Genomic DNA, 20,833 nt, shown 5'->3' with positions numbered 1-20,833 from the left:
GTTTAGGCTTAATGGGCTTAATTGTTGTACGTAGTACAACTTAGCTTCCTAAATCCCTGGGTGTTCGGACAGATTGTTGTATGAAATACAAGAATTGTCCCGCTTCATGCTATGTGGGAAGAGGAATGCTGCCTTTTGTACAACAATTTCCGATTATAGCCGGGATTACGAGGGGAATGTTGTATTATGGGCAGGATTTTAAAAAGCCTGTATTCCGCAGATAAAATGCGGTTTACAGGCTTTGCGTTGAATGTACCTTACAGGAAAGCTGGCGGGTAATCAGGAAGTTACTCCTGTTCCCGGACAAATCCCTCTTCCGCCAAATACTCCTCGGCTTCTTCTACGGTTTCGAAGGCCATCTCCAGCTGGAGGCCTGCATACAGGTACCACAGATCTTCCTCGAATCTTAGACTCAGCGTGTGGCCATCCTCATTCTTCCATAGAGATTCAGTACCAGTCTGCGCTTTTTTCTTTCTTTTGGCCGGAGCAGGGGCATCGGGAATGAACATGGATAGAGACGTAATCGAAGCATCCACCAGTTCCCGCAGTTCAGCTTCCGAATAATCCCTGATGTTCACCAGACCTTTGTCATCACTCTCATAGCCACGCAGCAGGCCGGCATAGACGAAGCCGTTGCCGTTCGGGTGGAGATGGGAAGCGACGGTCTTCTTGTCATGCCGGCTCTCCTCGAAGTGGTAGTTCACCCGCCCAAGCGAGACATTCCGCCGTTCCAGCTGGGGGTAGGAATCAAGAATAGCTAATTTCTGTTCAAAAGTAAGCATATGCAGCCTCCGGTTCGCATTTTCGTCAGTTGATTATACCATGCCGGCGGGCAGTGGACTATATAGCCTGCCGGAACTGTTACGGCCCTTAGCCGGCTCAACCGGCAAGCGGCAGCCGCAGCACGAACGAGCAGCCCTGCTGCGGGGCGCTGCCCAGCTCAAGGCTGCCGCCCATGCCTTCGGCGAGCAGCCTGCTGAAGGTCAGGCCTAGCCCGAGTCCGCGCAGCACGCTCTGCTTGGCAGTGCTGCGGAAGAAGGCTTCGAAGATCAGCTCCCGGCTCTCCGGATGAATACCCGATCCGTTATCTGTCACCGTAATTTCGGCGCTGCCCTGCGGCGTGGCCGCAAGCTCCAGCGTTAATTGAAGCTTGCGGTCCTGTGCCTTCGCCTGCACGCTGTTATTGAGCAGATTGACGATAATCTGCTGGATACGCAGCGGATCTCCCCGCAGAAACAGCCGGCTCTCCGGCAGATGAAGGATAGGCTCGCAGACATCCTCGCCTTGGGTCAGCTTCCATTGATAGAGGATTTCCTCCAGCAGCGGAGCGGCCTCCAGCCTATCATGACGGACGGCGACAATGCCCGCTGTCAGCGCGTTATAGTCGAGCAGATCCGCGACCATGCGCTGCAGCCGCTCGGCTTCGAGTAAGGCGATATCGAGGAATTCCCCGGCCTCATCTCCCTCGACCACACCCTCGCGGACCGCATGAAGCAGTCCTTTAATAGAGGTGACCGGGGTCTTCAGTTCATGGGACACTCCGGCCAGCATGACGGCCCGGGACTGCTCGAACTGCTGCAGCTTGCCCGCCATCTCCTGGAAGGATACCAGCAGTTCTTGGATTTCCCGCTCCTTGGCTCCGGTCTCCAGCACGATGTTATACTGGCCGCCGCTGATCTGTGCAGCAGCGGCAGCGACCCGCTGAATCGGCTTGGCCAGCTTGATCGACAAGAGGTAGATCGTCAGCCAGCTTAAAATGATCAGGAAGACAATGATGATCGAGAAGAAGGTGATCTCTTCCTGCGGGATATGACGCAGGGAACGTTTGGACTGCAGGACGATTACCTGCCCGAGCGTTCCCTGATCTCCCTGGATCTGCGCAGCGGCGGCCTTGAATTCCGGGCTGCGGGAATCCGTCAGCGTATCATTCAGCTTATGCCGCATCTCTTCATCCGTCAGAGGAGGCTGGGAATACAGCAGCTCGCCCGAAGGTCCGGTAATGATCACGCACATTTCCATGGTTACCTTGAAGAACCGCTTGCGGTCCTCGACCAGCTTGTCGAGGCCCTGGGTGATGGCGAGCTGTCCGTCCGTGCCGACGCTGCGGTCGGCAATCTCCTGGGCCAGCAGGCCGGTGGTCTGCATCCGGTTGTTCATCGCTTCCTGCTGAATCCACCAGAAGGTTACCAGCGCCGTCAGCAGCAGCCCGATACTGATAATCAGCAGGTAACGGACGGTCCAGTAGGAGAGGATCGAAGTGGGTTTCTTTGTTCTGTTGTTCATGTTGTCCATAATTGATAACCTGTTCCTCTCAGGGTACGGATCTCTCCTTCATTGTCCGGCCAGTGCGAGAGCGCCTGGCGCAGTCTTTTAATGGAGAGGTCAACGGCCCGGTCGCTTCCTTCGTAATCCATTTCCCATACATGCTCCAGCAGCTGGTCACGGGTGCAGATCTGATTCGGGCGTTCGGCCAGGAACAGCAGCACGGACATATCGCGCGGACTAAGGCTGACCTCAGCCCCGTTCAGGAACACACTGCGCGCAGAGTAATCAATGAACAGGCTGCCGAAATGGCGCTTGCGGCTGCCGTCCGACCACTGCGAGGGGCGGCGCAGCACCGCGTTCACGCGGGCGACAACCTCCTCGGGAATGAACGGCTTCGACATATAGTCGTCGGCCCCGCCGTCCAATCCCGCCAGCCGGTCATTGATGCCGTCCCTGGCCGTGAGCATAATGACAGGACAGCTGCTTTTCTCGCGGATCAGTCCGAGCAGCTCGAAGCCGTCCATGTTCGGCAGCATAATATCGAGCAGAATCAGCGAGGGCGGCGCCACCTCGAAGGCTTCCAGGGCACTCCGGCCGTCGGCGGCACGGGTGACGTGGAAGCCCGCTTTTCGCAGATAAGCACTGAGCACCCGGGCAATCGCCTCCTCATCCTCAACAATCAGAATGGATTTCATCTATTCAGCCTCCTTCTCAGGCCCGGCGGGGAATGCTTCTCCCGGGGCTACGGCTATGTGTTAGTTAAAATTACGACAATTCTACCATACTGCGGGCCGGTGTGTTTTGACTTCTTCCCGACATATTGCTTTGTTAGAATGGGAACCAAGCCTAATAGGGCATACAGAGAATTGGATGGAGGGAATAAGATGAAGAAGAAAACAATCGCCTTAATCGCAGCCGTAGTCGTTATCGCAGGAGCTATCTCAGCATTCATGTTACTTAACAATAGCCTGGGCAATAATGTTGAGATCGAATCTGTTATTCCTGCGCAGAGTCAAGGAACTGAGACCCAGGAAGCGGGAACTGCGAACGCGGCGGCAGCGACTGGTGCTGCAGTTACGGCAGAGCAGCTGAACGGTGCCTGGAGCATTGCGGATACGTCCAAAGTCTACTGGTCAGTGACAACTTCCAAAGAAACTGTTAACTTCGTAGACCCTTCCGTTACCGGAAACTGGAATGTGAACCTGGAGGATGCCAGCTCGATGACGGGCGAAGGAACCGTAGAGATGAGTGCGCTGGATTCCGGCAACGGCCAGCGGGACGAGCATGTCAAGGGAGCAGACTTCCTGGCAGTGACGGAGTTCCCGGAGTCCACATTTACCGTGAGTTCCTTCTCGGAGCTTCCGGCGGAATGGACGGAGGGCACAGCGGTGCCGGTTGAGCTCCAGGGTACGCTGACAGTCAAGGGGATAGAGAAGGATGTTACGTTTGACTCGCAAGCCGTATACAGCGGCGGACAGCTCATGTTGTCGGGCACAACCATGGTTACCTTTGAAGATTTCGGCATGAGCAATCCGCATTCGATTGTGCTGGATACCGAGAATAACCTTGAGGTCCGCCTGGAGCTTGTACTGAGCAAATAATATAGGATTAGATTGTTAATAAGAAGCTCTCCCCGTCACTGCGGATTCGCGGCTGACGGGGAGAGTTTTTGGTTCGGGTATATATACAAACCTAACAGTGGCCGGAAGTCAAACATTCTCTGCAGCCACGGCTAATCCCCACAGTGGAATTTTCCCGGTTCAATCTATATAGTGCCTTTATCTTTATATGGAATGAACCGGACTGAGAAGCCGTTATTTCTTCCAAAAGCCTCTTTATGGAGCTCAAGCGGACTGAGAATCACTTATCTTGTTTTTTTATGCCCGATAGGGGTGTGAACCATCAATTAACGGATTCTGAGTCCGTTTGGCCAGCAAATACATCTGATTAACTGGAATAGAGGATTCTCAGTCCTTTTCACCGGCGGATGAGTTGATTTGTTGAACATTTGATGGTGTACTAGAGGAGAAATCTCTATGCCCTATTGCGGGTCCGGAACAAACTATTCACCCTCCATTTCGAAGGCGGCACTGCCCGGCAGAACAAAGGGAAATTGGTGTGACTGCTGGTGATAATGCTTCACCTCTGAAGTATGAGCTGGCTTCAATGGATTATGTTTGATTCAATGGATTATGATTTGTAGTTGGATTCATCCGCAGATCGTACATAAAAATGTCTATAAATTCAATACATCCCGAAGGAGACAATGAAATTGGCTGATTATCCGAAACTGGTGCGTGACGGAATACCGGCGCTGATTGCGGCGAACGGGCAAACCTGCAGGACAAGAATCATGGACGAGGAGGAATATATACGGGAGCTGCGTGCGAAGCTGCATGAGGAGCTGGCAGAGTATCTACGGGAGGACAATGACGGACAGGCGCTCGAGGAGCTGGCGGATCTGCTGGAAGTCATCCGGGCTTTGGCGGTAACCCATGGCGGGGACAGCGGTATTCTGGAACAGATCCGTGCTGACAAAGCGGAGCGCCGCGGCGGGTTCAAGGACCGGATTCTGCTGCTGCAGGTAGAGAACAGGGGCTGATAGTATTAACCCGGCGGACGGCGGGAAGCGGGCAACATGTACACACCAGGCACATTTTGATAGAATCATAGGGACTAAGTTTCATTTAAGAGGAGGATTTAACTAATGACAGAAGATAACGCTTACATGATAAAATGGGGCATTCTCAGCACAGGCTGGATCGCCCATCAGTTCGCTACAGATTTGGCCCATGCCAGCAATGGTGTGGCTTATGCGGTTGGATCGCGCACTCAGGAAAGCGCAGATGAGTTTGCCCGAAATCACGGCATCCCTGTGGCATATGCCACCTACGAGGAATTGGTCAGCGATCCTGAAGTGGATGCGATTTATATTGGAACGCCGCATCCGTTCCACAAAGAGAATGCGCTGCTCGCATTGCGTGCCGGTAAAGCCGTGCTCTGTGAGAAGCCTTTTACCGTGAACAGTGCAGAGCTGGAAGAAATCGTGGCGTATGCCCGCCAGCAGAAGCTGTTCCTGATGGAGGCTATGTGGAGCCGCTATATTCCGGCCAATGCCAAGGTTAGAGAATGGCTCGCAGCAGAGCGTATCGGCGAAGTGCGGCTGGTCAAAGCGGATCTTGGTTTCCGCGCGGACTGGAATCCGGAGGGGCGTCTGCTGAACCCGGCCCTTGGCGGCGGAGCCCTGCTGGATGTCGGTATCTATCCCATCTCCTTCGCGTCGATGGTATTCGGACCTCACCCGGAAGCCGTCTCCAGCACCGTACATATCGGCGAGACTGGTGTGGACGAGCACTTCTCCCTGCTGCTGTCTTATGGGGATGGCAAGTCGGCTTCCCTGAACGGCGGGATTCGCCTGAAGCTGCATGAAGAAGCCTATGTCTATGGAACTGAAGGCTATATCGTGGTCAAAGGCACGCTGGTAAATCCGAAATCGGCTGAGCTGTATATCGGCGGGGAGCTGGTGGAGACCTTTGAGGATGACCGTGCTTCGATCGGGTATTCTTTTGAAGCTGAGGAAGTGGGACGTTGTCTTCAGGCAGGGCTGACGGAAAGCCCGGTGATGACGCTGGATGAGTCCGTTGCGATTCTTAAGCTGCTGGACGGTGTGCGTGAACAATGGGGGCTTAAGTATCCCGGTGAATAAACTGAACCTGACGCCATTATCCCGCAAGCTTCTGCTTCACACTGTAGTCTATCTTGTATTGTTTCTGGTGATCCCGTATTTTCAAAGCGGCGGTTCCGGGGTAATGGAGGATCTTGGCAGCTGGCTGCTGCTGCTGGTTCTGGTGAATCCCACAGCCGTGCTGATTCTTGCTGCGGATTCGGGACTTAAGCTGGGTTTCAACCTGCTGGTATGCCTGTTGCCGTTGCCGCTGTTCGTGTTATCCATCTACGTGTTGTTTGACGGAAGCGGTGCGTTGTTCTATGGCATCTTGTACTCCGTAATCGCTCTAATCAGCAATAGTATAGCTGCAAGCGTAAGAAGGAGGAAAAAGGGGGAAACCAAATGACATTGAATGCTGACCGCTACCAGGGCTGCCTGCAGGGTCTGGCCGCTGGAGATGCGCTGGGAACGACCGCTGAGTTCAAAGCACCCGGAACCTTTGAGCCGCTTACGGATATTGTCGGCGGCGGGGTATTTGGTCTCCAGCCGGGACAGTGGACCGATGATACGTCAATGGCGCTCTGCCTTGCGGAGAGTCTGCTTACGAAGCAGGCATTTGATCCTGTGGATCAGATGCAGCGTTATGTGAAGTGGTACCGCGAAGGAGAGCTCAGCAGTACCGGCGAATGTTTCGATATCGGCAATGCGACACGCGCAGCGCTGCATCAATTCGAAGCCGGCGGCGAAGGGTTCAGCGGATCGGAGGATCCTCATTCTGCCGGGAACGGCTCCATTATGCGGCTTGCGCCGGTGGTCATGTACTACGCAGAGAATCCTGCAGAAGCTATCCGCTATGCGGCGCTCAGTTCAAGAACGACGCATGGCGCAGTTGAATGTCTGGATGCCTGCCGTCTGCTCGCGGCGTACATCCTTGCCGGACTGCACGGGTGGAGCAAGCAGGACATGCTGGCTCCGGAGGCTTACCGTGATTGGCTGAATGAAGACAGCCTGACGCCGCATATGCTGAATATTAAGTATGGCTCCTACCGGATCAAGGAGCCGCCTGATATCCAAGGCTCGGGATATGTAGTAGAGTCGCTGGAGGCGGCACTGTGGGCTTTTCACAAATCCTCCAGCTTTGCGGAGGGCGCACTGCTCGCTGTGAATCTGGGCAATGACGCCGATACCACAGGGGCGGTCTACGGCCAGATCGCCGGAGCGTATTACGGGCTGGATGGTATACCGGCAGAATGGCGGAGTAAGCTGGCCATGCGTGAGCTGATCAGTGACTACGCCGGCCGGTTGTTTACAGAACGGGTGGAATAGAAGGAAATAGGCTGCATGAGGCAGGCTGAGCGCATCTATAACGGGCACTCAGCCTTTTTTAATTATGGAAAGGGGAGAATGGATATGGGCAAGGGTTGGCGGAAACTGCTGATATGGCTGCTGATTAACATCATCCTGGTAGTATTGACGGATGGGATGACATTCACATATAAAACCGGCGGAACGATATCCGGCAACGGCAATCCGGGAATTATCATGCTTGCGGCGGGATGGCTGTTTGGCATTATTCTTTTGTGCAGTGCGGGCATGGTGCTCTACCGATTATTCCGGATGAAATCCGTATTCAGCATACCAAGTCTGTTGATTGCCGTCTCAGCGCTTATTGTGCTGCCGCTCGCCATCTGGCTGGAAACCGGATATGTCGATGCGTTGAGAGTACATCTGAGAGGTTTCACCAGAGATGAGGATTCCGTCGTATTCCGCTTCGGCTGGATCAATCAATATACCAACAACCTGTTCTATAATGCTTATATTCTGGCTGGCGGGATCGCACTGGTTATCCTTGTAGCGTGGATTGCAGCACTGCTGCGGCGGAAAGCCGGTACACAGTCACGGAGAAATTCCGGTTAGTCGGAAGCGGAGAGCAGCGGCACTCCTACGTACGGCGATCCTTTCGGCGGGGGCTTAAGAGAAAGACAGGTAGAGATGAGCCGAATGTATGCGAAAAACCGAATACATTGTGCCGACGATAGGGTTGATGAGCCGAATGTATGCGAAAAACCGAATACATTGTGCCAGCGATAGGGTAAATGAACCGAATGTATACGAAAAACCGAATACATTGTGCTAACGATAGGGTTGATGAGCCGAATGTATGCGAAAAACCGAATACAAGGTGCCAGCGATAGGGTGAATGAGCCGAATGTATGCGAAAAACCGAGTACAATGTGCAGACGATATGGTAAATGAGCCGAATGTATACGAAAAACCGAATACATTGTGCCAGCGATAGGGTAAATGAACCGAATGTATACGAAAAACCGAATACATTGTGCCGACGATAGGGTTGATGAGCGGAATGTATGCGAAAAACCGAATACAATATGCCGACGATAGAGTAAATGAGCCGAATGTACGAAAAACCGAGTACATTGTGCCGACGATAGAGTAAATGAGCCGAATGTATACGAAAAACCGAATACATTGTGCCAGCGATAGGGTTGATGAGCCGTACACTTACGGCAAGCCTGACATGGAGTAGATGTGAAAAAGGACAAGTACTCCGTTAATTTTTTCTGAACAAGGCAGTCCACAGAAAAGCTTCACCAAACAGCACATCCTTCTGATCCATCTGGCGCATGCGTCTGAACTCTATAAGCTCCAAACCGCTGAAGAAGCTCTTAAGCTTATCCTCGGTGAAGCCTAGTCCGCCCCGGAGGCTCCGCTGCCGGTACACTTCCCAATCTGTGATCTCCGCACCCATGGCGCCGGCGGCGAAGCAGACCAGTCCGAAATACCCGCCAGGCTTAAGTGTCCTGTTCACCAATTCGAGGAAGGTAACTCTCCGGTGGGGGTAGATGTGATGGAAACATCCGCTGTCATAGATGAGGTCGTAGCTGCCTGGCTCCAGGCTTAGGTCAAAAATATTGCTGCGGGCGAAATTCACCTCCACCTGATGTTTGCTGGCGCGTTCCTTTCCCCATTCTACCGCTGCCCGAGAGATGTCAATGGCATCCACGGCGTAGCCCTGCTGAGCCAGATAAACCGCATTTCTGCCGCCCCCGCAGCCTAATTCCAGCACCTTGCCGGGTGTAATATGCCGCTTGCTTACGTATTCAACCAAATTCTCATCCGGACGATCCTTGAAGAAAGGAATCCCTTTATTCCGGTCCCCGTAGAACTGATCCCACCATTGCCCTTCTTCCCGAAAAAGAGAGTCAAGCATCTTCAGCGTATCCTCATGACTATAGATCGTTTCATGTTTCATATAGCAGCAGTCTCCTTTCATTTCATTCACCCGGTTTAGTTGTTAATGAAGATGGAGAGCCCCGGATATGCCTTCATCAGCTCATGACTGTGTTCATTCAGCCGTGCCTGTTCAAAGCCTGTGCCCAGAAATTCCTGATCCGGCTTAAACGTCACACTTGTCCCCGTATCCTTCGCGATTCCAACCGTCATCAGTCCGGACTGTGGCACACCATGCCTATACTCCTGGCGGTACATTCTGCCGCCGCGCCGGATATCAACGGTAAGTCTGCCGGAGAGGGCGTTGACCACGGCAATGCTGATTCCCTGCTCAGCACCAGGCACCTTAAAAGCTCCGTCTCCATTAAATCTATGAATATCGGTCAGAATGGATTGCGCAGCTGGTATGTTGGAATTTGGTAGAGACGCTACCGGAATTCCCCGTCCATTGTCTGTTACGGTGACACTCCCGTCATCATGCAGGAATATCCCGATTTCGCTGCAATATCCGGCCGCATGCTCCATCACCGGATTCTCGATAACAGCCCACAGCAGATGGTGGACATCGAAATTGTGTGCAGGACCCAGATAAATCCCCGCGTTATTTCTCGTTCTCATCGTGTCCATATAGTCACTTGTATCCTCTAGAGTACTAACCGAAGCCAGCAGCAGGAGGAAGGGGAGGAGGCGGTGAGAAGGGAAAGCATAACGGCCTCCGCTCTCCTGCACTAATAAATCTGCGCCAGTCAATGCTTTGAGATGATGATACAGCTGGCCGGTAGTGCCCATACCCAGACGCTCCACCAGCTCACTGCCCGTAAGCGGCTCCTGAATGACGGATTTCAGAATGTCCAGCCGTTGCCGGTTGCTTAATGCCGCCAGTACTTTGGCTGATTTCTCGTTGTTCACTTCGAGCAGCTGTTCCATCGGACGCTCATGGGGTTCCCAGCGGTAGCTTTGTCCGTTAAGACGGGCATGGCCGGAATAAAATACAGATCCGCGTCCCGCGCCGGGCAGCCCCGCTTCTGCGGCTGAATTCACAGATTCCGGCGGATCAGCATGGCCTGCCAAGCTTCTCCGCTCAGTGTTCCAATGCTGGACGGCCGCCTGAAGCTCGGCAACCTGCTGCTTCAGCGTATCCAGTTCGCTGCTTAAGTCACGGGTCATGAAGGAAGATCACCTGCTTTCAAAATTATGTAATTACGTAGTTACGTAATGATTGTAATTCATTAGCGTTATTTTGTAAATATTTAGGATGATATCTTTTTATGTGTAAACTAACATTACATATAATCCGAAATATTAATTAAGATGTTAATTTATCTTACGTAAATTTATTGACAACTCTACCTTTTTATCTATAATGATGTATAAGCGGTGGACAATGATGCAGTTGTTGACGTACTTGTGACATAATGTAACATTATTAATAGCTATGAAGGTGTGATCGCAATGATCGCTTCCGCCGGACAATGGAAACAGGATATTTTAAGGATTTATAACGAAATCAACAAGAAGCTGTTTAACGCCGGCGTCAAGCAGCAGAAGGTCGACTTCGTGGGGAACAAGATTATTATTCTATCCATTAACAGCCGGGTGCCCGTACTGAAGGTGCTGGATGCCCATGATGCCACGGCCAGCCGCCAGATTAATCTGGTGCTGCATGAAGTATTCAAGTGTGAAATCAAGCAGGCATTTCTGGATGAATTTCAAGTGAATATCAAGGCCGTTCTTAAAGATTATGATGTGGAGACCGAGTATTCCGGTACGATCATAATTTTGGAGAAGGACCTCGAGCATTACCTGAACGTTACGTTGGAACTCTGATCTTCCGGAGAGCCGGCCTGCCGTCAGTTTTCGGACATCTGCCCTCTAGGGCTGTGTCTAAAACTGGCGGCTTTTTGTTTATCCGGGCTTACAAATGCTGTTAAACCTAATAAGGAGCTGATTCTATGAAAGCAAAGATTGAGATTGCCGGTGTGAGCAAGTGGTTCCGCCGTGACGGCCAGGAGATTATCGCCATGCAGGAGACGAATCTCTCTATAGAGCAAGGCAGATTTGTCAGTATAATCGGCCCCAGCGGCTGCGGCAAATCCACATTGTTCAATATCATAGCAGGACTGATTCCGCCGTCTACCGGCCGCGTGCTTGCTGATGGTGAGGATATCGCCTTAAAGACCGGATATGTCGGATATATGCTGCAGAAGGACATGCTGCTCCCCTGGAGGACGATCCTGGATAACATTATTCTGGGCATGGAGATCCGCGGTGTGCCGCGTAAGGAAGCGGTAGCCCGGGCCCAGCCGCTGATGGACCGTTATGGACTGAAAGGCTTCGGCGGCCATTATCCGGCAGAATTGTCCGGAGGCATGCGCCAGCGGGCAGCGCTGCTCCGCACGCTGCTGTACGACCGGGATATTATTTTGCTGGACGAGCCCTTTGGCGCACTGGATGCCCAGACCCGGCTGACCATGCAGAACTGGCTGCTGGAGATCTGGGAGGATTTCCGCAAGACGGTGTTATTCGTCACCCACGATATTGATGAAGCCATCTACCTGTCTGATGACATCTATGTCTTCTCCGGGCGGCCGGGCAGAATCATCTCCAAGATTTCTGTGGATATGCCGCGCCCGAGACATAAGGAGGATACGGTATCTGCGTCATTTATGGAGCTCAAAGCCCATCTGCTGGACCTGCTGTCAGGCGGAGGCGAAGAGCCGGCAGCCCATATCTCGTAGAACTTACAAAACTTACAGAAGGAGAGAACAACCATGGAGAGTGTACAAAAGAAAGGGTATGTGATTCACAAGCTGGAGCCGGCCCCGATCCATTCGGTCAAGCCTGAGAAAATGCAGAAGGAACCCGTCATCGTGGATGAAGAGGGGGCAAGGCGCCGGACACAGCGGATTGTTGGAATCGGGCGGCTGACGGTCGGGTTGCTGATCGTACTCTGCTGGGAGCTGTTTACGCGGATCGGCTGGATGGATTCATACTATTGGAGCAGCCCGGTACGGATTCTCAGCACAACATGGATACAGATGACGCAGGGTACTCTGCTGGAGGATATCGCTTATACCTCCAGCTCGACGATTCTGGGCTTCATCGGCGGGACCCTGATCGGATCGCTGCTCGGTTTATCCTTCTGGTGGTCACGCAGATTCGCCGGCATCAGTGAACCGTTCCTGATCCTGCTCAATGCCATGCCCAAGCTGGCGCTTGCTCCTGTGCTGGTGATTCTGCTGGGCATCGGATTCTTCTCCAAGGTGGCGCTCGCTTTTGCCATGACGGTAGTCGTTGCCGCCTTGTCGGCGCACAGCGGCGTGCAGAGTGTGGACAAGGATATGGAGAAGCTGATGTATTCGCTGGGCGCGAAACGCCATCAGGTGTTTACCAAGGTGGTCATTCCCTGGGCGATGCCCTGGATGATCAGCAGTCTGCGGATTAATATTGCCCTCTCGCTGGCCGGTGCGATTGTCGGGGAATTCATTGCTTCAAGCCACGGGATTGGCCGCATGGTGATCTACGCCGGTACGATCCTTGATATCAATCTCGTCTGGGTGGGAGTTGTAGTCTTGTCCGTTCTGTCGATGGTGATGTATGCGGGAGTGGTCCTGCTGGAGAAATGGCTGTCCAAGGGATACGGGATGAAGAAGGCTTGAGACCTAAGCAATCCTATATAAGATAAAGGGGAGAACCTGATGATGAATGTAACCAAAGTGAAGCTGTCCGCCGTCCTGCTTGCCTCCGTAATGATCCTGCTCTCCGGATGCAGCAGCAAAGGGAATGCGGAAGTTGAAGCCGCCGCTGCCGGCAACGAAGCGGGAAAACTCAAGAAGCTGGTCATTGCCGAGCCGCTGCATTACACAGGTTATCTGCCGCTGTATGTAGCGCAAAGCGAGGGATATTTTGCAGATGAAGGGCTTGAGGTTGAAATGCTTCAGGCTGCCGGCGGTACACATGTGACCTCGGTGGTCAGCGGGGATGCCTGGGGCGTCATCGGCGGACCGGAATCCAATGCACTGGCGAATATCGGCAACTCCGACCCGATCGTTTCAGTCAGCAATGTGGTTAACCGTGCGAATGTTTACCTGATGGCCAAGAAAGGGACAGCCCCTGCGGGCAGCTCTGATGAGGAATTGAAAGCCTTCCTGCAGGATAAGAAATTGAATGCCGGACGGCATGGCGGAACCCCGAACCTGCTGACCCAATATCTGCTTCTGGAGCTGGGGCTTGATCCGCAGAAGGATGTGCGGCTGCTCGAGCCGGCGGATGGTTCAACCGTGGTAGCAATGGTTCAGCAGGGTGCGGCGGATATTGCGAACGGCGCCGAGCCGCAGATCAGTGACGGGATCGCCAAGGGGGTATGGGAAGAACCTTTTTACAAGTTCCATGATATGGGCGACTATGCCTACTCTGTGCTGAGCGTGAAGAAGTCGACACTGGAGAAGGACCCGGAAACGGTGCAGAAGGCGGTTAACGCCGTTGTGAAAGCACTGAAAGCCATCCAGGAGGATAAAGCTCTGGCGATGAGCGTCCTGAAGGCTGAATTCCCTACACTATCCGATGAAGCGGCACAAGCTGCGCTTGACCGGGCGTATGCCGATCGGCTCTGGAGTCCGGATGGGATCATTTCGGAGGAGGCGCTGGATAAGGACATGAACGTGATGATTAAGACCGGAATCTACAAAGGCGAATATACCTACGAGGACTTGGTCGATATGCAGTTTGTGAACAAGACAGCAGTGAAATAAGCTAAGCTGAACACCGTACCATAGGCCTTCAAAAACTAAAGAGGTGAAGATGATGGAATTAACTGCCGATCTGATTATGCCTGATAAAACCGCACTTATTATAGTAGATGTGCAGAATGATTACTGCCATGAGGAAGGAGCACTCGCCACTGGCGGAAGTGATGTGTCAGCCGTACGCGAGATGATGCCGCAGCTGCATGGGCTGATCGCGGCAGCGAGAACACAGGGCGTGCCGGTGATCTATATCCAGACCTTCCATGAAAAGGCGACCGATTCGCCCGTTTGGACTTCCCGCTCCGGGCGCGGTTCGCTGGGAGTCTGCCGCAGAGGAAGCTGGGGGGCTGAATTCTATGAGGTGGCCCCGCTTCCTGAGGAGATTATTGTCAATAAACACCGGTATAGCGCTTTTATCAATACCCGCCTCGATTCTGTGCTGCGTTCGCAGCGGATCGAAACCCTGATTATGACAGGAGTGAGTACCAATGTGTGCGTGGAGTCGACGGCAAGGGACGGTTTCATGCTGGATTATCAGATTGTGATGGTTCAGGATGCCTGTGCCTCCTATTCCCGGGCCGCTCATGAGATGACGCTGGAGAACATGAAGGGCTACTTCGGCGTGGTGGCTTCAGCCGCAGATATTGAAGAAAGCTGGAAGATGTGGAATCAGCCCGCCCTGCAGCGGATATTATGAATTCACCGGTACGGTCTTCCGGGGAAGCCGTAAACCATACGGCGGTCAAGGTGGTCATCTGCCTTGGGGCCTTTCTGTCCAATCTGTCTGCCGGTATGTTCAATATTTCGCTTATCGATATTGCGGCTGATCTGCGGTTTCCGGTGGCCTCTGCCCAGTGGATCGTCAGTATCTATCTGCTGGTGATCTCGGTCCTGCTGCCTGTAATGGGACGGCTGGGAGACAGGTTCGGCCGCCGTAAGGTGCATAATCTGGGCCTGTTCGCTTTCGCGGCGGGAGCCCTGGGCTGTGCGCTTGCCCAGAACGAAGCCATGCTGCTTGGCTTCAGAGTCATGCAGGGAGCCGGCGCCTCCATGTATCAGGCGACCAATATGGCCCTCATTGTCTCTGTATTTCCGGCCGGGCAGCGGGGCAGGGCACTGGGGCTGATGAGCACCTTCGTCGCTGCCGGCTCCATGGCAGGTCCCGGTCTTGGCGGCTTCCTGATCCAGTGGTTCACCTGGGAGAGCAACTTCTGGCTGCTGGCCGTAGTGGCGGCGGGCGTAGGCGTGCTTGCGCACAGGCTGATTCCCCGGGATACGGAAACGGCCGGAGGCAGGCTGGATCTCGCCGGAGCAGCCTGGTTTGCGGCCTGTCTCTCCTCGCTGATGATCGCCTTCGATCTCGGCGGCCGCTCCTCATTCCTGTCTCTGCCCGTGCTGCTGCTGCTGGCGGCTTCAGCGGGGATGGCGGCCGCTTATACGGCACATGCCCGCTTCTCCCGCAGCAGGGATAAGAGGGGGGCGCTTGGTGAATTCCCGCCAGCGGACAGCGGTGTCAGCCTGTTCACTGACCGGAGCTTTGCCGCCGGCATCGCCATTACGGTTATCACATATATGGCGGCCTTCGCCGCACAGCTGGCTTTGCCCTCGCTACTGCGTATATCCGGGGCTGAGCCAGCCTGGGTGGGGCTGATCATGATTGGATACCCGCTGGCGCTGGTGGTGACCGCTCCTGTCAGCGGGAGCATCGCGGACCGCAAAGGGCCGCTCGGCATCCTGACGGCCGGACTGCTGCTGATGAGTGTCACGCTGCTGGCGCTGGGTTTCGGCTCACCTGTGCTGAGGACAAGTGCCATGGTGCTGCCGGTTATGCTGCTCGGCTGCGCAATGGGGATGATTACTTCACCTAACACAAGTATTGTTATGGGGCTGGCGGCGAAATCGCAGCTTGGCCGGGTCAGCAGCCTGCTTGCCTTGTCGCGCAACATTGGCATGATGTTCGGCACGGCGGCAGGCGGACTGATGATTGGCGGCAGAGGTAGTCCGAACGGGAGTTATCTGGCCGTATTCGTAGTCTGTGCAGCCGCCGTAGGCCTTTCTTCAGTCTGGCAGCTGTATTCTTTCCGTCACAGCAGCAAGCGCAAAGGGGCGGAGCAACTGCATATACCCTATAAATAAGAAGGAGCCTCTGCCCGCCGGGCAGAGGTTTTCGTGCTGAAACAAGAAGGAGGTCCCGCTTCTTAAAATGGTTAGTTCCATCGGCAAATGACCATGTCGGGAGCATCCGGAGCTTTGCGTCCGCGGATGCGGAGAAGCCGGAAGCAGCTAAAGTAATTTTCAGCATTGAAAAGAAATACCGATGTTGGTATGGTGGAATTGCCCGTGTAAATATATGGTTATCTTATGAGATTCATAGCCTGCTTTACATAAAAGTTAACAGTGAACGGCATTGGCTTGGAGGATGGCGGATATTGCGGGCGTTCGGGTGGACTGCGGCTCGCTCAATCAGTTTCAGGTAACAGGCATACATAACAAGCTGGTTTATACCGGTTCAATGCATTCGGTTCTGGGAGAGCCGCGGTGCAGTGGGTTATTCTACAGGATTGGGAAGGACAGGTGAAACGATGAAGGACAAGGTTTCCATTCTCGGAGTTCCATTCTCCAAGCTGACGCTTGAACAGACAACCTCGCTGCTGGACAGGCACATCGGGGGCGGACAGGGAGGGCTGTTTCACCTGATTACAGCGAATCCGGAGATTACATTGGCCAGTCAATCGGACGGGAGACTCCGCGAGATCATCTGCTCGGCGGATCTGATCGTACCAGACGGGATCGGGATTGTAATGGCGGCACGAAGACAGGGGAATCCCATTCCGGAGCGGGTGACCGGCTACGATCTGCTGCTGAGCCTGCTTGCGAAGGGGAATGAGCGGGGCTGGAGTTTCTATTTCCTCGGAACGGATGAAGTGACCAGCGGACAAGCGGTGGAGAGAATCGCCCTGCGCTATCCGCAGGTGAAGATTGCCGGAAGGCATCACGGATTCTTTACAGCGGCCGAGGAGCCAGGAATTATCGCCGGTATTCAGCAGGCCCAGCCGGATATTCTCATTCTTGCCATGGGCGCTCCCTACTCGGACAAATGGCTGTATAAGCATAAGGAGGCGCTCAGCGGGGTTAAGGTTGTGTTTGGCGTTGGCGGCAGTCTGGACGTAATCTCGGGCAAAGTGAAGCCGGCACCGGCCATCTGGAAAAAGCTGAATCTGGAGTGGGCCCACAGGCTCTTGTTCGCACCCGTTGCCAAAGGCCAGAAATCACGCTGGCGCAGACAATCCGCCCTGCCCAAATTCGTCTACCGGACGATGATCCGCAAATGAAGGAGACAATTCGATTGAAGAGTGTTGAACAGGAAAGGGGCAGAGCCTATGTCTAAGAGCTTTGAAGTGGTACTCAAAAAAGTAGTCGATCACTCTTACACTATTGAGATTGGCGAGGGTCTGTTCGGTTCCCTGATCCGCGATCTGCAGCAGGGACTTCTGCCGGATGTAAGCAAGTTCGCCATTATTACCGATTCTACGGTCGAGCCGCTGTATGGCCGTCCCTTACTGGAGCTGCTGCGGCAAAGCGGCTTCCAGGCGGATTTATTTTCTTTTCCGGCCGGAGAGAGCTCCAAAACCCGTGAAACCAAGGCGCTGCTGGAAGACCAGCTGTTAAGCCAGGCCTACGGGCGGGATTGCTGCATTATTGCCGTGGGCGGCGGAGCCGTAACGGATCTGGCGGGATTTCTGGCCGGCACCTTTGGCCGCGGGGTCCCTGCCCTGAATTATGCAACCACTCTGCTGGCAGCGGCAGATGCCTCTGTCGGCGGCAAAACCGGCGTGAATACACCTGTCGCCACGAACCTGATCGGCGTGTTCCACCAGCCCCGCAAAGTGTACATAGACCTGGCAGCATGGCGCACCCTTCCGGCCCGTGAGTTCCGCAGCGGTCTGGCGGAGACGATCAAGCATGCCTGCCTGGCGGACGAGACATTCTTCCGTTACCTGGAGGAGAATATCGGCAGGGTCATCTCAGAACAGGGCGGGCTTATCCTGGATGCGGACGTATGCGGGCATATCGCGCTGACGAACTGCCGGATCAAATACGAAGTAGTAGAACAGGATGAGCATGAGAGCAACCTGCGGCAGATTCTGAATCTGGGGCATACGGCGGGCCGGGCGCTTGAGGCGCTCAGCGGCTACCAGCTGCTGCATGGTGAGGCTGTTGCTGTCGGGCTTGTCATTCAGGCCAGGCTGGGTGTGAAGTATGGATATATGACGGCTGAGCAGGCTGATCGTGTAGTCTCACTGCTGAAGAAGGCAGGCTTGCCGACGGAAATCCCGGATTCTATTGCTAACAGGGCACTGGTGGACAAGATGTACACGGACAAAAAAGTGCGCAGCGGCCGCATCCGCTTCGTCTTCCAGGACGGCATCGGGGAGATGAAACGTTTCGCAGACGGCTCCTATTCGGTTCCGGTTGAAGAGGCGGATATTATGGAGCTGCTGGAGGAAATGCGCGGCAACTGATGCATATTAAAGAGTGCTGCACTTTATTTTAACCGATCGGGAAGCTGCCCCCTCCAATCTGGGTAAATGTAGATAAAGGGAATTTAGGAGGAATCGATATGGGCAACCCGCTGAAGGAATTTAAGAAAAGCATCAACGGACTGAAGCAGTCGCTGGACGGTGTGAAGCAATCGGTGGACGGGTTGAAGGCTCCGGTGGATGAGTTCAAAACGAATGTGCAGGAGACGCTGGATGAAGCGAAGTCGAGATCGGAAGGTGTGAAGTCAGAGCTCGGGCGGATGAAGCAGGCTGTGAAGGAAACGCAGGCGGTGCTCACTGAGGTGAAGGTTACCCTGACGGCATCGGCGGATGTGCTGTATACCCGCAAACGATATTTACGCTTATTCGGCCGCAAAAGAAAACTGCAAACCGCCAAGGCCGGGCGTGCTTAAGCCAGTCAGCAGTTAGAATTGGGAATTAGGGTTCCCCCAAAAAGAAGACGCAAGAGACAAACGGCAGAATCACCGTTCATCTCTTGCGTCTTCTGGCATGACCGGAACATCAGCGGCATCAGGGCATCTGAATGCTTAAACTACCAATCGAATCTACAATAAAGACAGGTACATACTGCTCGCCGGCATCCGTCTGCGCATGCTCATAGCCGTTCTCGAACTGGCCGCTGGCGACAGCTAATCCGGTAACCCCGCCGGTTTCGCCTTGAAGGATCAGATAACGCCCGTTCGAGCTGGCGACCGTTCTCCCGGCAGAGTCGATGTAAATATTGCACGAGAGAGTCACCTTCTCATAAGGATGAAGCTCCAGCTGTGAAGCATCTATAGGTGTATACGTAACCTCCCGGTATATTTCCGAGAACTCATACGCGCCGTTCACCTGGCGGAAAATGGCCGTCTGCCCGTCTTGACCGTCGGCGAGGTCTGTATCCGATACGCGGATGGAGCCGTCTTCTGCAATCAGCTCATAGCCGCTGCCGGCAAAGCTGAACAGCTGCGAGATCCCCTCGGGCCTAATGGTGTAGGCGGTGAACGTACGGCGCCCGTCCTCTCGGCTGCCTATAGCTGTAACTACAGGTACTTCTGAATAGACAGACAATGACTCGTCAAAAGTAAGCTCTATCAGCGCAGCCGCATCCGCAACCAAATCGCCGGTGCGGGTGGAGAGGGTTCCGTCATCGCTCATATCGGCGTAGACCAGCCTGCCGCTGGCGCCCACTCCGGCCACAGCCACCTTAGCGCCATAGCGTCCGGTGACGGAGGCCGTAAGTTTATAGCTGCCCTGGACATCTCCCCCGGGCAGTAGCCGCACAGGTTCAGCGGTATTCCAGGCGAGTGTCGCAGCGGCAACCGCCTCGGAGGTGTCCTGCAGCGGATTAAGATTCCCGTAGAGCCGGATGGCTTCGGCATATTGTCCGCCCCGGACCTGGCGCGCCGCCTCGCGGAGCAGCCTGGTGGTGCTGCTGTCGATTAGCTTCAGCACTTTGGAAGATTTCAGGCCAGCTGACTCAGCATACTTGCGGTAGGCCACAGCGTGTCCGGCGAAGGCGGAGGTATGATCGCCGTCCAGGTCCTTGTTCAGAATAAGTGTGGTACTTTCCTGAACCTGCTCCTCTATCCAGTCCGCTGTATAACTATGGCTTTGATAAGCCTCTTCCATAGATAAGGCGCTGTCCAGCATAGGCTGGAAGCTTCCGGCTGCCGCCAGAGCCTTCAGCCTGGCGGTGTCATGAGCCTCGAATTTCGCGGCCAGTAATTCTTCCTTGGCCCCGGCCCCGCCGTAATAGGCCTCGGGGATTTGCAGCAGGCTCCATTTGACGCTCTCTGCGCTTCCGGCGCCGGTCGTGTTATTCGCTGCGTTCTTCTGGCTCTCCGTGAGCCCGGCAAGAAACTGCTCCTTGAACTGCCGGAACCCTGCCGTCATCTTCTCCGAAATGCCTGAATCAGCGGACAGCTGGCGATAATAGACTTCATAAGGTCCTCCCGTAACCATATACTTGCTCTTCAGGCTGAGCAGGGAGGCATAACTCTCCATATATCCGGTGAAATCCTTGACCGTCAACTGGTCTTCCAGGGTTAATACCAGTCCTCTTAGGCTGCTGCGTATAGCCGTTATGGGAGCGAGCTCTTTAAGCCGTGCGTTAATCTGTTCTTCCTTGTATAAGATTGCCGTATTTGCCGTTGCCAGCCGGTACTGGTTCTCGGCAGCGATGAGCTCTCCTGCAGCATACAGCCGCTCAGCCTCACGCACGGTCTGAATCTTGTCCTCTATCCCCAGAGCCTTCTGTCCCAGCAGAACCAGCATGAAGATACACAGAATGATCATAATATTCCGCAGGGTTAATGCTTGTTTGATCGTCATATAGTATAGCCCCTTTATTCGGATATAAG

The 20,833-nt window shown here is 54.1% G+C and carries 21 protein-coding genes; 15 read left to right on the top strand and 6 right to left on the bottom strand.

What is annotated here, in order from left to right; genetic code table 11:
• Nucleotides 1–287: 287 nt before the first annotated feature.
• From NYE33_RS35395 to NYE33_RS35385, 3 genes are all read right to left on the bottom strand, one after another.
• Complete coding sequence (locus NYE33_RS35395) at nt 288–782, bottom strand: hypothetical protein (RefSeq protein ID WP_076247182.1); 495 nt, start codon at nt 780–782, stop codon at nt 288–290.
• 97 nt (nt 783–879) lie between these two features.
• Nucleotides 880–2,283, bottom strand: coding sequence for a HAMP domain-containing sensor histidine kinase (locus NYE33_RS35390; RefSeq protein ID WP_341069958.1), 1,404 nt, complete (start codon nt 2,281–2,283; stop codon nt 880–882).
• The gene (locus NYE33_RS35385; protein WP_042133826.1) at nt 2,280–2,960 is read right to left on the bottom strand and encodes a response regulator transcription factor; all 681 of its coding nucleotides are present in this window, start codon (nt 2,958–2,960) and stop codon (nt 2,280–2,282) included. Before NYE33_RS35385 ends, NYE33_RS35390 begins: the two co-directional genes overlap by 4 nt.
• A gap of 189 nt (nt 2,961–3,149) precedes the next feature.
• Here NYE33_RS35385 and NYE33_RS35380 point away from each other — a divergent pair, with 189 nt between their 5' ends.
• The 6 genes from NYE33_RS35380 to NYE33_RS35355 all read left to right on the top strand — a co-directional run bounded on the left by NYE33_RS35380 (nt 3,150) and on the right by NYE33_RS35355 (nt 7,849).
• Nucleotides 3,150–3,866 (top strand): YceI family protein, encoded by a 717-nt coding sequence (locus NYE33_RS35380; RefSeq protein WP_336101046.1) that lies wholly within the window; start codon nt 3,150–3,152, stop codon nt 3,864–3,866.
• Nucleotides 3,867–4,537: 671 nt separating this feature from the next.
• A complete protein-coding gene (locus NYE33_RS35375; protein ID WP_144026174.1) occupies nt 4,538–4,867 on the top strand; it encodes a nucleoside triphosphate pyrophosphohydrolase in 330 nt (109 codons plus the stop codon).
• Between the two features lie 105 nt (nt 4,868–4,972).
• On the top strand, nt 4,973–5,971 hold the full coding sequence (locus NYE33_RS35370; RefSeq protein ID WP_042232765.1) for a Gfo/Idh/MocA family protein: 999 nt from the start codon (nt 4,973–4,975) through the stop codon (nt 5,969–5,971).
• Nucleotides 5,964–6,338, top strand: a complete 375-nt coding sequence (locus NYE33_RS35365) for a hypothetical protein (RefSeq protein ID WP_341069955.1) — start codon at nt 5,964–5,966, stop codon at nt 6,336–6,338. The genes NYE33_RS35370 and NYE33_RS35365 overlap by 8 nt, the downstream gene beginning before the upstream one ends.
• On the top strand, nt 6,335–7,258 hold the full coding sequence (locus tag NYE33_RS35360) for an ADP-ribosylglycohydrolase family protein (RefSeq protein ID WP_042133835.1): 924 nt from the start codon (nt 6,335–6,337) through the stop codon (nt 7,256–7,258). Before NYE33_RS35365 ends, NYE33_RS35360 begins: the two co-directional genes overlap by 4 nt.
• 84 nt (nt 7,259–7,342) lie before the next feature.
• Nucleotides 7,343–7,849 (top strand): hypothetical protein, encoded by a 507-nt coding sequence (locus NYE33_RS35355; RefSeq protein ID WP_144026173.1) that lies wholly within the window; start codon nt 7,343–7,345, stop codon nt 7,847–7,849.
• 655 nt (nt 7,850–8,504) lie between these two features.
• On the opposite strand, the gene NYE33_RS35350 is transcribed toward NYE33_RS35355, so the two are convergent.
• A complete protein-coding gene (locus NYE33_RS35350; RefSeq protein WP_341069954.1) occupies nt 8,505–9,206 on the bottom strand; it encodes a class I SAM-dependent methyltransferase in 702 nt (233 codons plus the stop codon).
• Nucleotides 9,207–9,241: 35 nt separating this feature from the next.
• The gene (locus NYE33_RS35345) at nt 9,242–10,351 is read right to left on the bottom strand and encodes an ATP-binding protein (RefSeq protein WP_341069952.1); all 1,110 of its coding nucleotides are present in this window, start codon (nt 10,349–10,351) and stop codon (nt 9,242–9,244) included.
• A 285-nt stretch (nt 10,352–10,636) separates the two neighbouring features.
• Here NYE33_RS35345 and NYE33_RS35340 point away from each other — a divergent pair, with 285 nt between their 5' ends.
• The 9 genes from NYE33_RS35340 (at nt 10,637) to NYE33_RS35300 (ending at nt 18,883) form a co-directional block, all read left to right on the top strand.
• The gene (locus NYE33_RS35340) at nt 10,637–11,011 is read left to right on the top strand and encodes a Na-translocating system protein MpsC family protein (RefSeq protein ID WP_179093602.1); all 375 of its coding nucleotides are present in this window, start codon (nt 10,637–10,639) and stop codon (nt 11,009–11,011) included.
• 125 nt (nt 11,012–11,136) lie between these two features.
• A complete protein-coding gene (locus tag NYE33_RS35335) occupies nt 11,137–11,922 on the top strand; it encodes an ABC transporter ATP-binding protein (RefSeq protein ID WP_341069950.1) in 786 nt (261 codons plus the stop codon).
• Between the two features lie 111 nt (nt 11,923–12,033).
• On the top strand, nt 12,034–12,843 hold the full coding sequence (locus tag NYE33_RS35330) for an ABC transporter permease (protein ID WP_371916297.1): 810 nt from the start codon (nt 12,034–12,036) through the stop codon (nt 12,841–12,843).
• A 42-nt stretch (nt 12,844–12,885) separates the two neighbouring features.
• Nucleotides 12,886–13,935, top strand: a complete 1,050-nt coding sequence (locus NYE33_RS35325; protein WP_341070096.1) for an ABC transporter substrate-binding protein — start codon at nt 12,886–12,888, stop codon at nt 13,933–13,935.
• A gap of 52 nt (nt 13,936–13,987) precedes the next feature.
• Nucleotides 13,988–14,626, top strand: a complete 639-nt coding sequence (locus tag NYE33_RS35320; RefSeq protein WP_042133847.1) for a cysteine hydrolase family protein — start codon at nt 13,988–13,990, stop codon at nt 14,624–14,626.
• On the top strand, nt 14,623–16,065 hold the full coding sequence (locus tag NYE33_RS35315; RefSeq protein ID WP_341069948.1) for an MFS transporter: 1,443 nt from the start codon (nt 14,623–14,625) through the stop codon (nt 16,063–16,065). Before NYE33_RS35320 ends, NYE33_RS35315 begins: the two co-directional genes overlap by 4 nt.
• A 407-nt stretch (nt 16,066–16,472) precedes the next feature.
• Complete coding sequence (locus NYE33_RS35310) at nt 16,473–17,261, top strand: WecB/TagA/CpsF family glycosyltransferase (RefSeq protein ID WP_341069946.1); 789 nt, start codon at nt 16,473–16,475, stop codon at nt 17,259–17,261.
• 48 nt (nt 17,262–17,309) lie between these two features.
• Nucleotides 17,310–18,452 carry a 3-dehydroquinate synthase gene (gene aroB, locus NYE33_RS35305; protein WP_341069944.1) on the top strand — a complete coding sequence of 381 codons (1,143 nt, stop codon included), beginning with the start codon at nt 17,310–17,312 and terminating at the stop codon, nt 18,450–18,452.
• Between the two features lie 98 nt (nt 18,453–18,550).
• Nucleotides 18,551–18,883: a hypothetical protein gene (locus NYE33_RS35300; RefSeq protein WP_336102416.1), complete on the top strand. Its 333-nt coding sequence runs from the start codon at nt 18,551–18,553 to the stop codon at nt 18,881–18,883.
• Between the two features lie 118 nt (nt 18,884–19,001).
• On the opposite strand, the gene NYE33_RS35295 is transcribed toward NYE33_RS35300, so the two are convergent.
• Nucleotides 19,002–20,804, bottom strand: a complete 1,803-nt coding sequence (locus NYE33_RS35295; protein WP_341069942.1) for a hypothetical protein — start codon at nt 20,802–20,804, stop codon at nt 19,002–19,004.
• Between the last annotated feature and the right edge of the window lie 29 nt (nt 20,805–20,833).

The organism is Paenibacillus sp. FSL R10-2199, from assembly GCF_038000235.1.
GTDB classification, from domain to species: domain Bacteria; phylum Bacillota; class Bacilli; order Paenibacillales; family Paenibacillaceae; genus Paenibacillus_AQ; species Paenibacillus_AQ phytohabitans.
The sequence above is the reverse complement of the archived record's forward strand: the minus strand, read 5'-3'. Positions and strand labels throughout refer to the sequence as shown.

What these genes read in the sequence shown, in the direction of transcription:
- NYE33_RS35395 (WP_076247182.1), bottom strand. Translation starts at nt 782, where the DNA reads ATGCTTACTTTTGAACAGAAATTAGCTATTCTTGATTCCTACCCCCAG.
- NYE33_RS35390 (WP_341069958.1), bottom strand. Translation starts at nt 2,283, where the DNA reads ATGAACAACAGAACAAAGAAACCCACTTCGATCCTCTCCTACTGGACC.
- NYE33_RS35385 (WP_042133826.1), bottom strand. Translation starts at nt 2,960, where the DNA reads ATGAAATCCATTCTGATTGTTGAGGATGAGGAGGCGATTGCCCGGGTG.
- NYE33_RS35380 (WP_336101046.1), top strand. Translation starts at nt 3,150, where the DNA reads ATGAAGAAGAAAACAATCGCCTTAATCGCAGCCGTAGTCGTTATCGCA.
- NYE33_RS35370 (WP_042232765.1), top strand. Translation starts at nt 4,973, where the DNA reads ATGACAGAAGATAACGCTTACATGATAAAATGGGGCATTCTCAGCACA.
- NYE33_RS35360 (WP_042133835.1), top strand. Translation starts at nt 6,335, where the DNA reads ATGACATTGAATGCTGACCGCTACCAGGGCTGCCTGCAGGGTCTGGCC.
- NYE33_RS35355 (WP_144026173.1), top strand. Translation starts at nt 7,343, where the DNA reads ATGGGCAAGGGTTGGCGGAAACTGCTGATATGGCTGCTGATTAACATC.
- NYE33_RS35350 (WP_341069954.1), bottom strand. Translation starts at nt 9,206, where the DNA reads ATGAAACATGAAACGATCTATAGTCATGAGGATACGCTGAAGATGCTT.
- NYE33_RS35345 (WP_341069952.1), bottom strand. Translation starts at nt 10,351, where the DNA reads ATGACCCGTGACTTAAGCAGCGAACTGGATACGCTGAAGCAGCAGGTT.
- NYE33_RS35340 (WP_179093602.1), top strand. Translation starts at nt 10,637, where the DNA reads ATGATCGCTTCCGCCGGACAATGGAAACAGGATATTTTAAGGATTTAT.
- NYE33_RS35335 (WP_341069950.1), top strand. Translation starts at nt 11,137, where the DNA reads ATGAAAGCAAAGATTGAGATTGCCGGTGTGAGCAAGTGGTTCCGCCGT.
- NYE33_RS35330 (WP_371916297.1), top strand. Translation starts at nt 12,034, where the DNA reads ATGCAGAAGGAACCCGTCATCGTGGATGAAGAGGGGGCAAGGCGCCGG.
- NYE33_RS35325 (WP_341070096.1), top strand. Translation starts at nt 12,886, where the DNA reads ATGAATGTAACCAAAGTGAAGCTGTCCGCCGTCCTGCTTGCCTCCGTA.
- NYE33_RS35320 (WP_042133847.1), top strand. Translation starts at nt 13,988, where the DNA reads ATGGAATTAACTGCCGATCTGATTATGCCTGATAAAACCGCACTTATT.
- NYE33_RS35315 (WP_341069948.1), top strand. Translation starts at nt 14,623, where the DNA reads ATGAATTCACCGGTACGGTCTTCCGGGGAAGCCGTAAACCATACGGCG.
- aroB (WP_341069944.1), top strand. Translation starts at nt 17,310, where the DNA reads ATGTCTAAGAGCTTTGAAGTGGTACTCAAAAAAGTAGTCGATCACTCT.
- NYE33_RS35300 (WP_336102416.1), top strand. Translation starts at nt 18,551, where the DNA reads ATGGGCAACCCGCTGAAGGAATTTAAGAAAAGCATCAACGGACTGAAG.
- NYE33_RS35295 (WP_341069942.1), bottom strand. Translation starts at nt 20,804, where the DNA reads ATGACGATCAAACAAGCATTAACCCTGCGGAATATTATGATCATTCTG.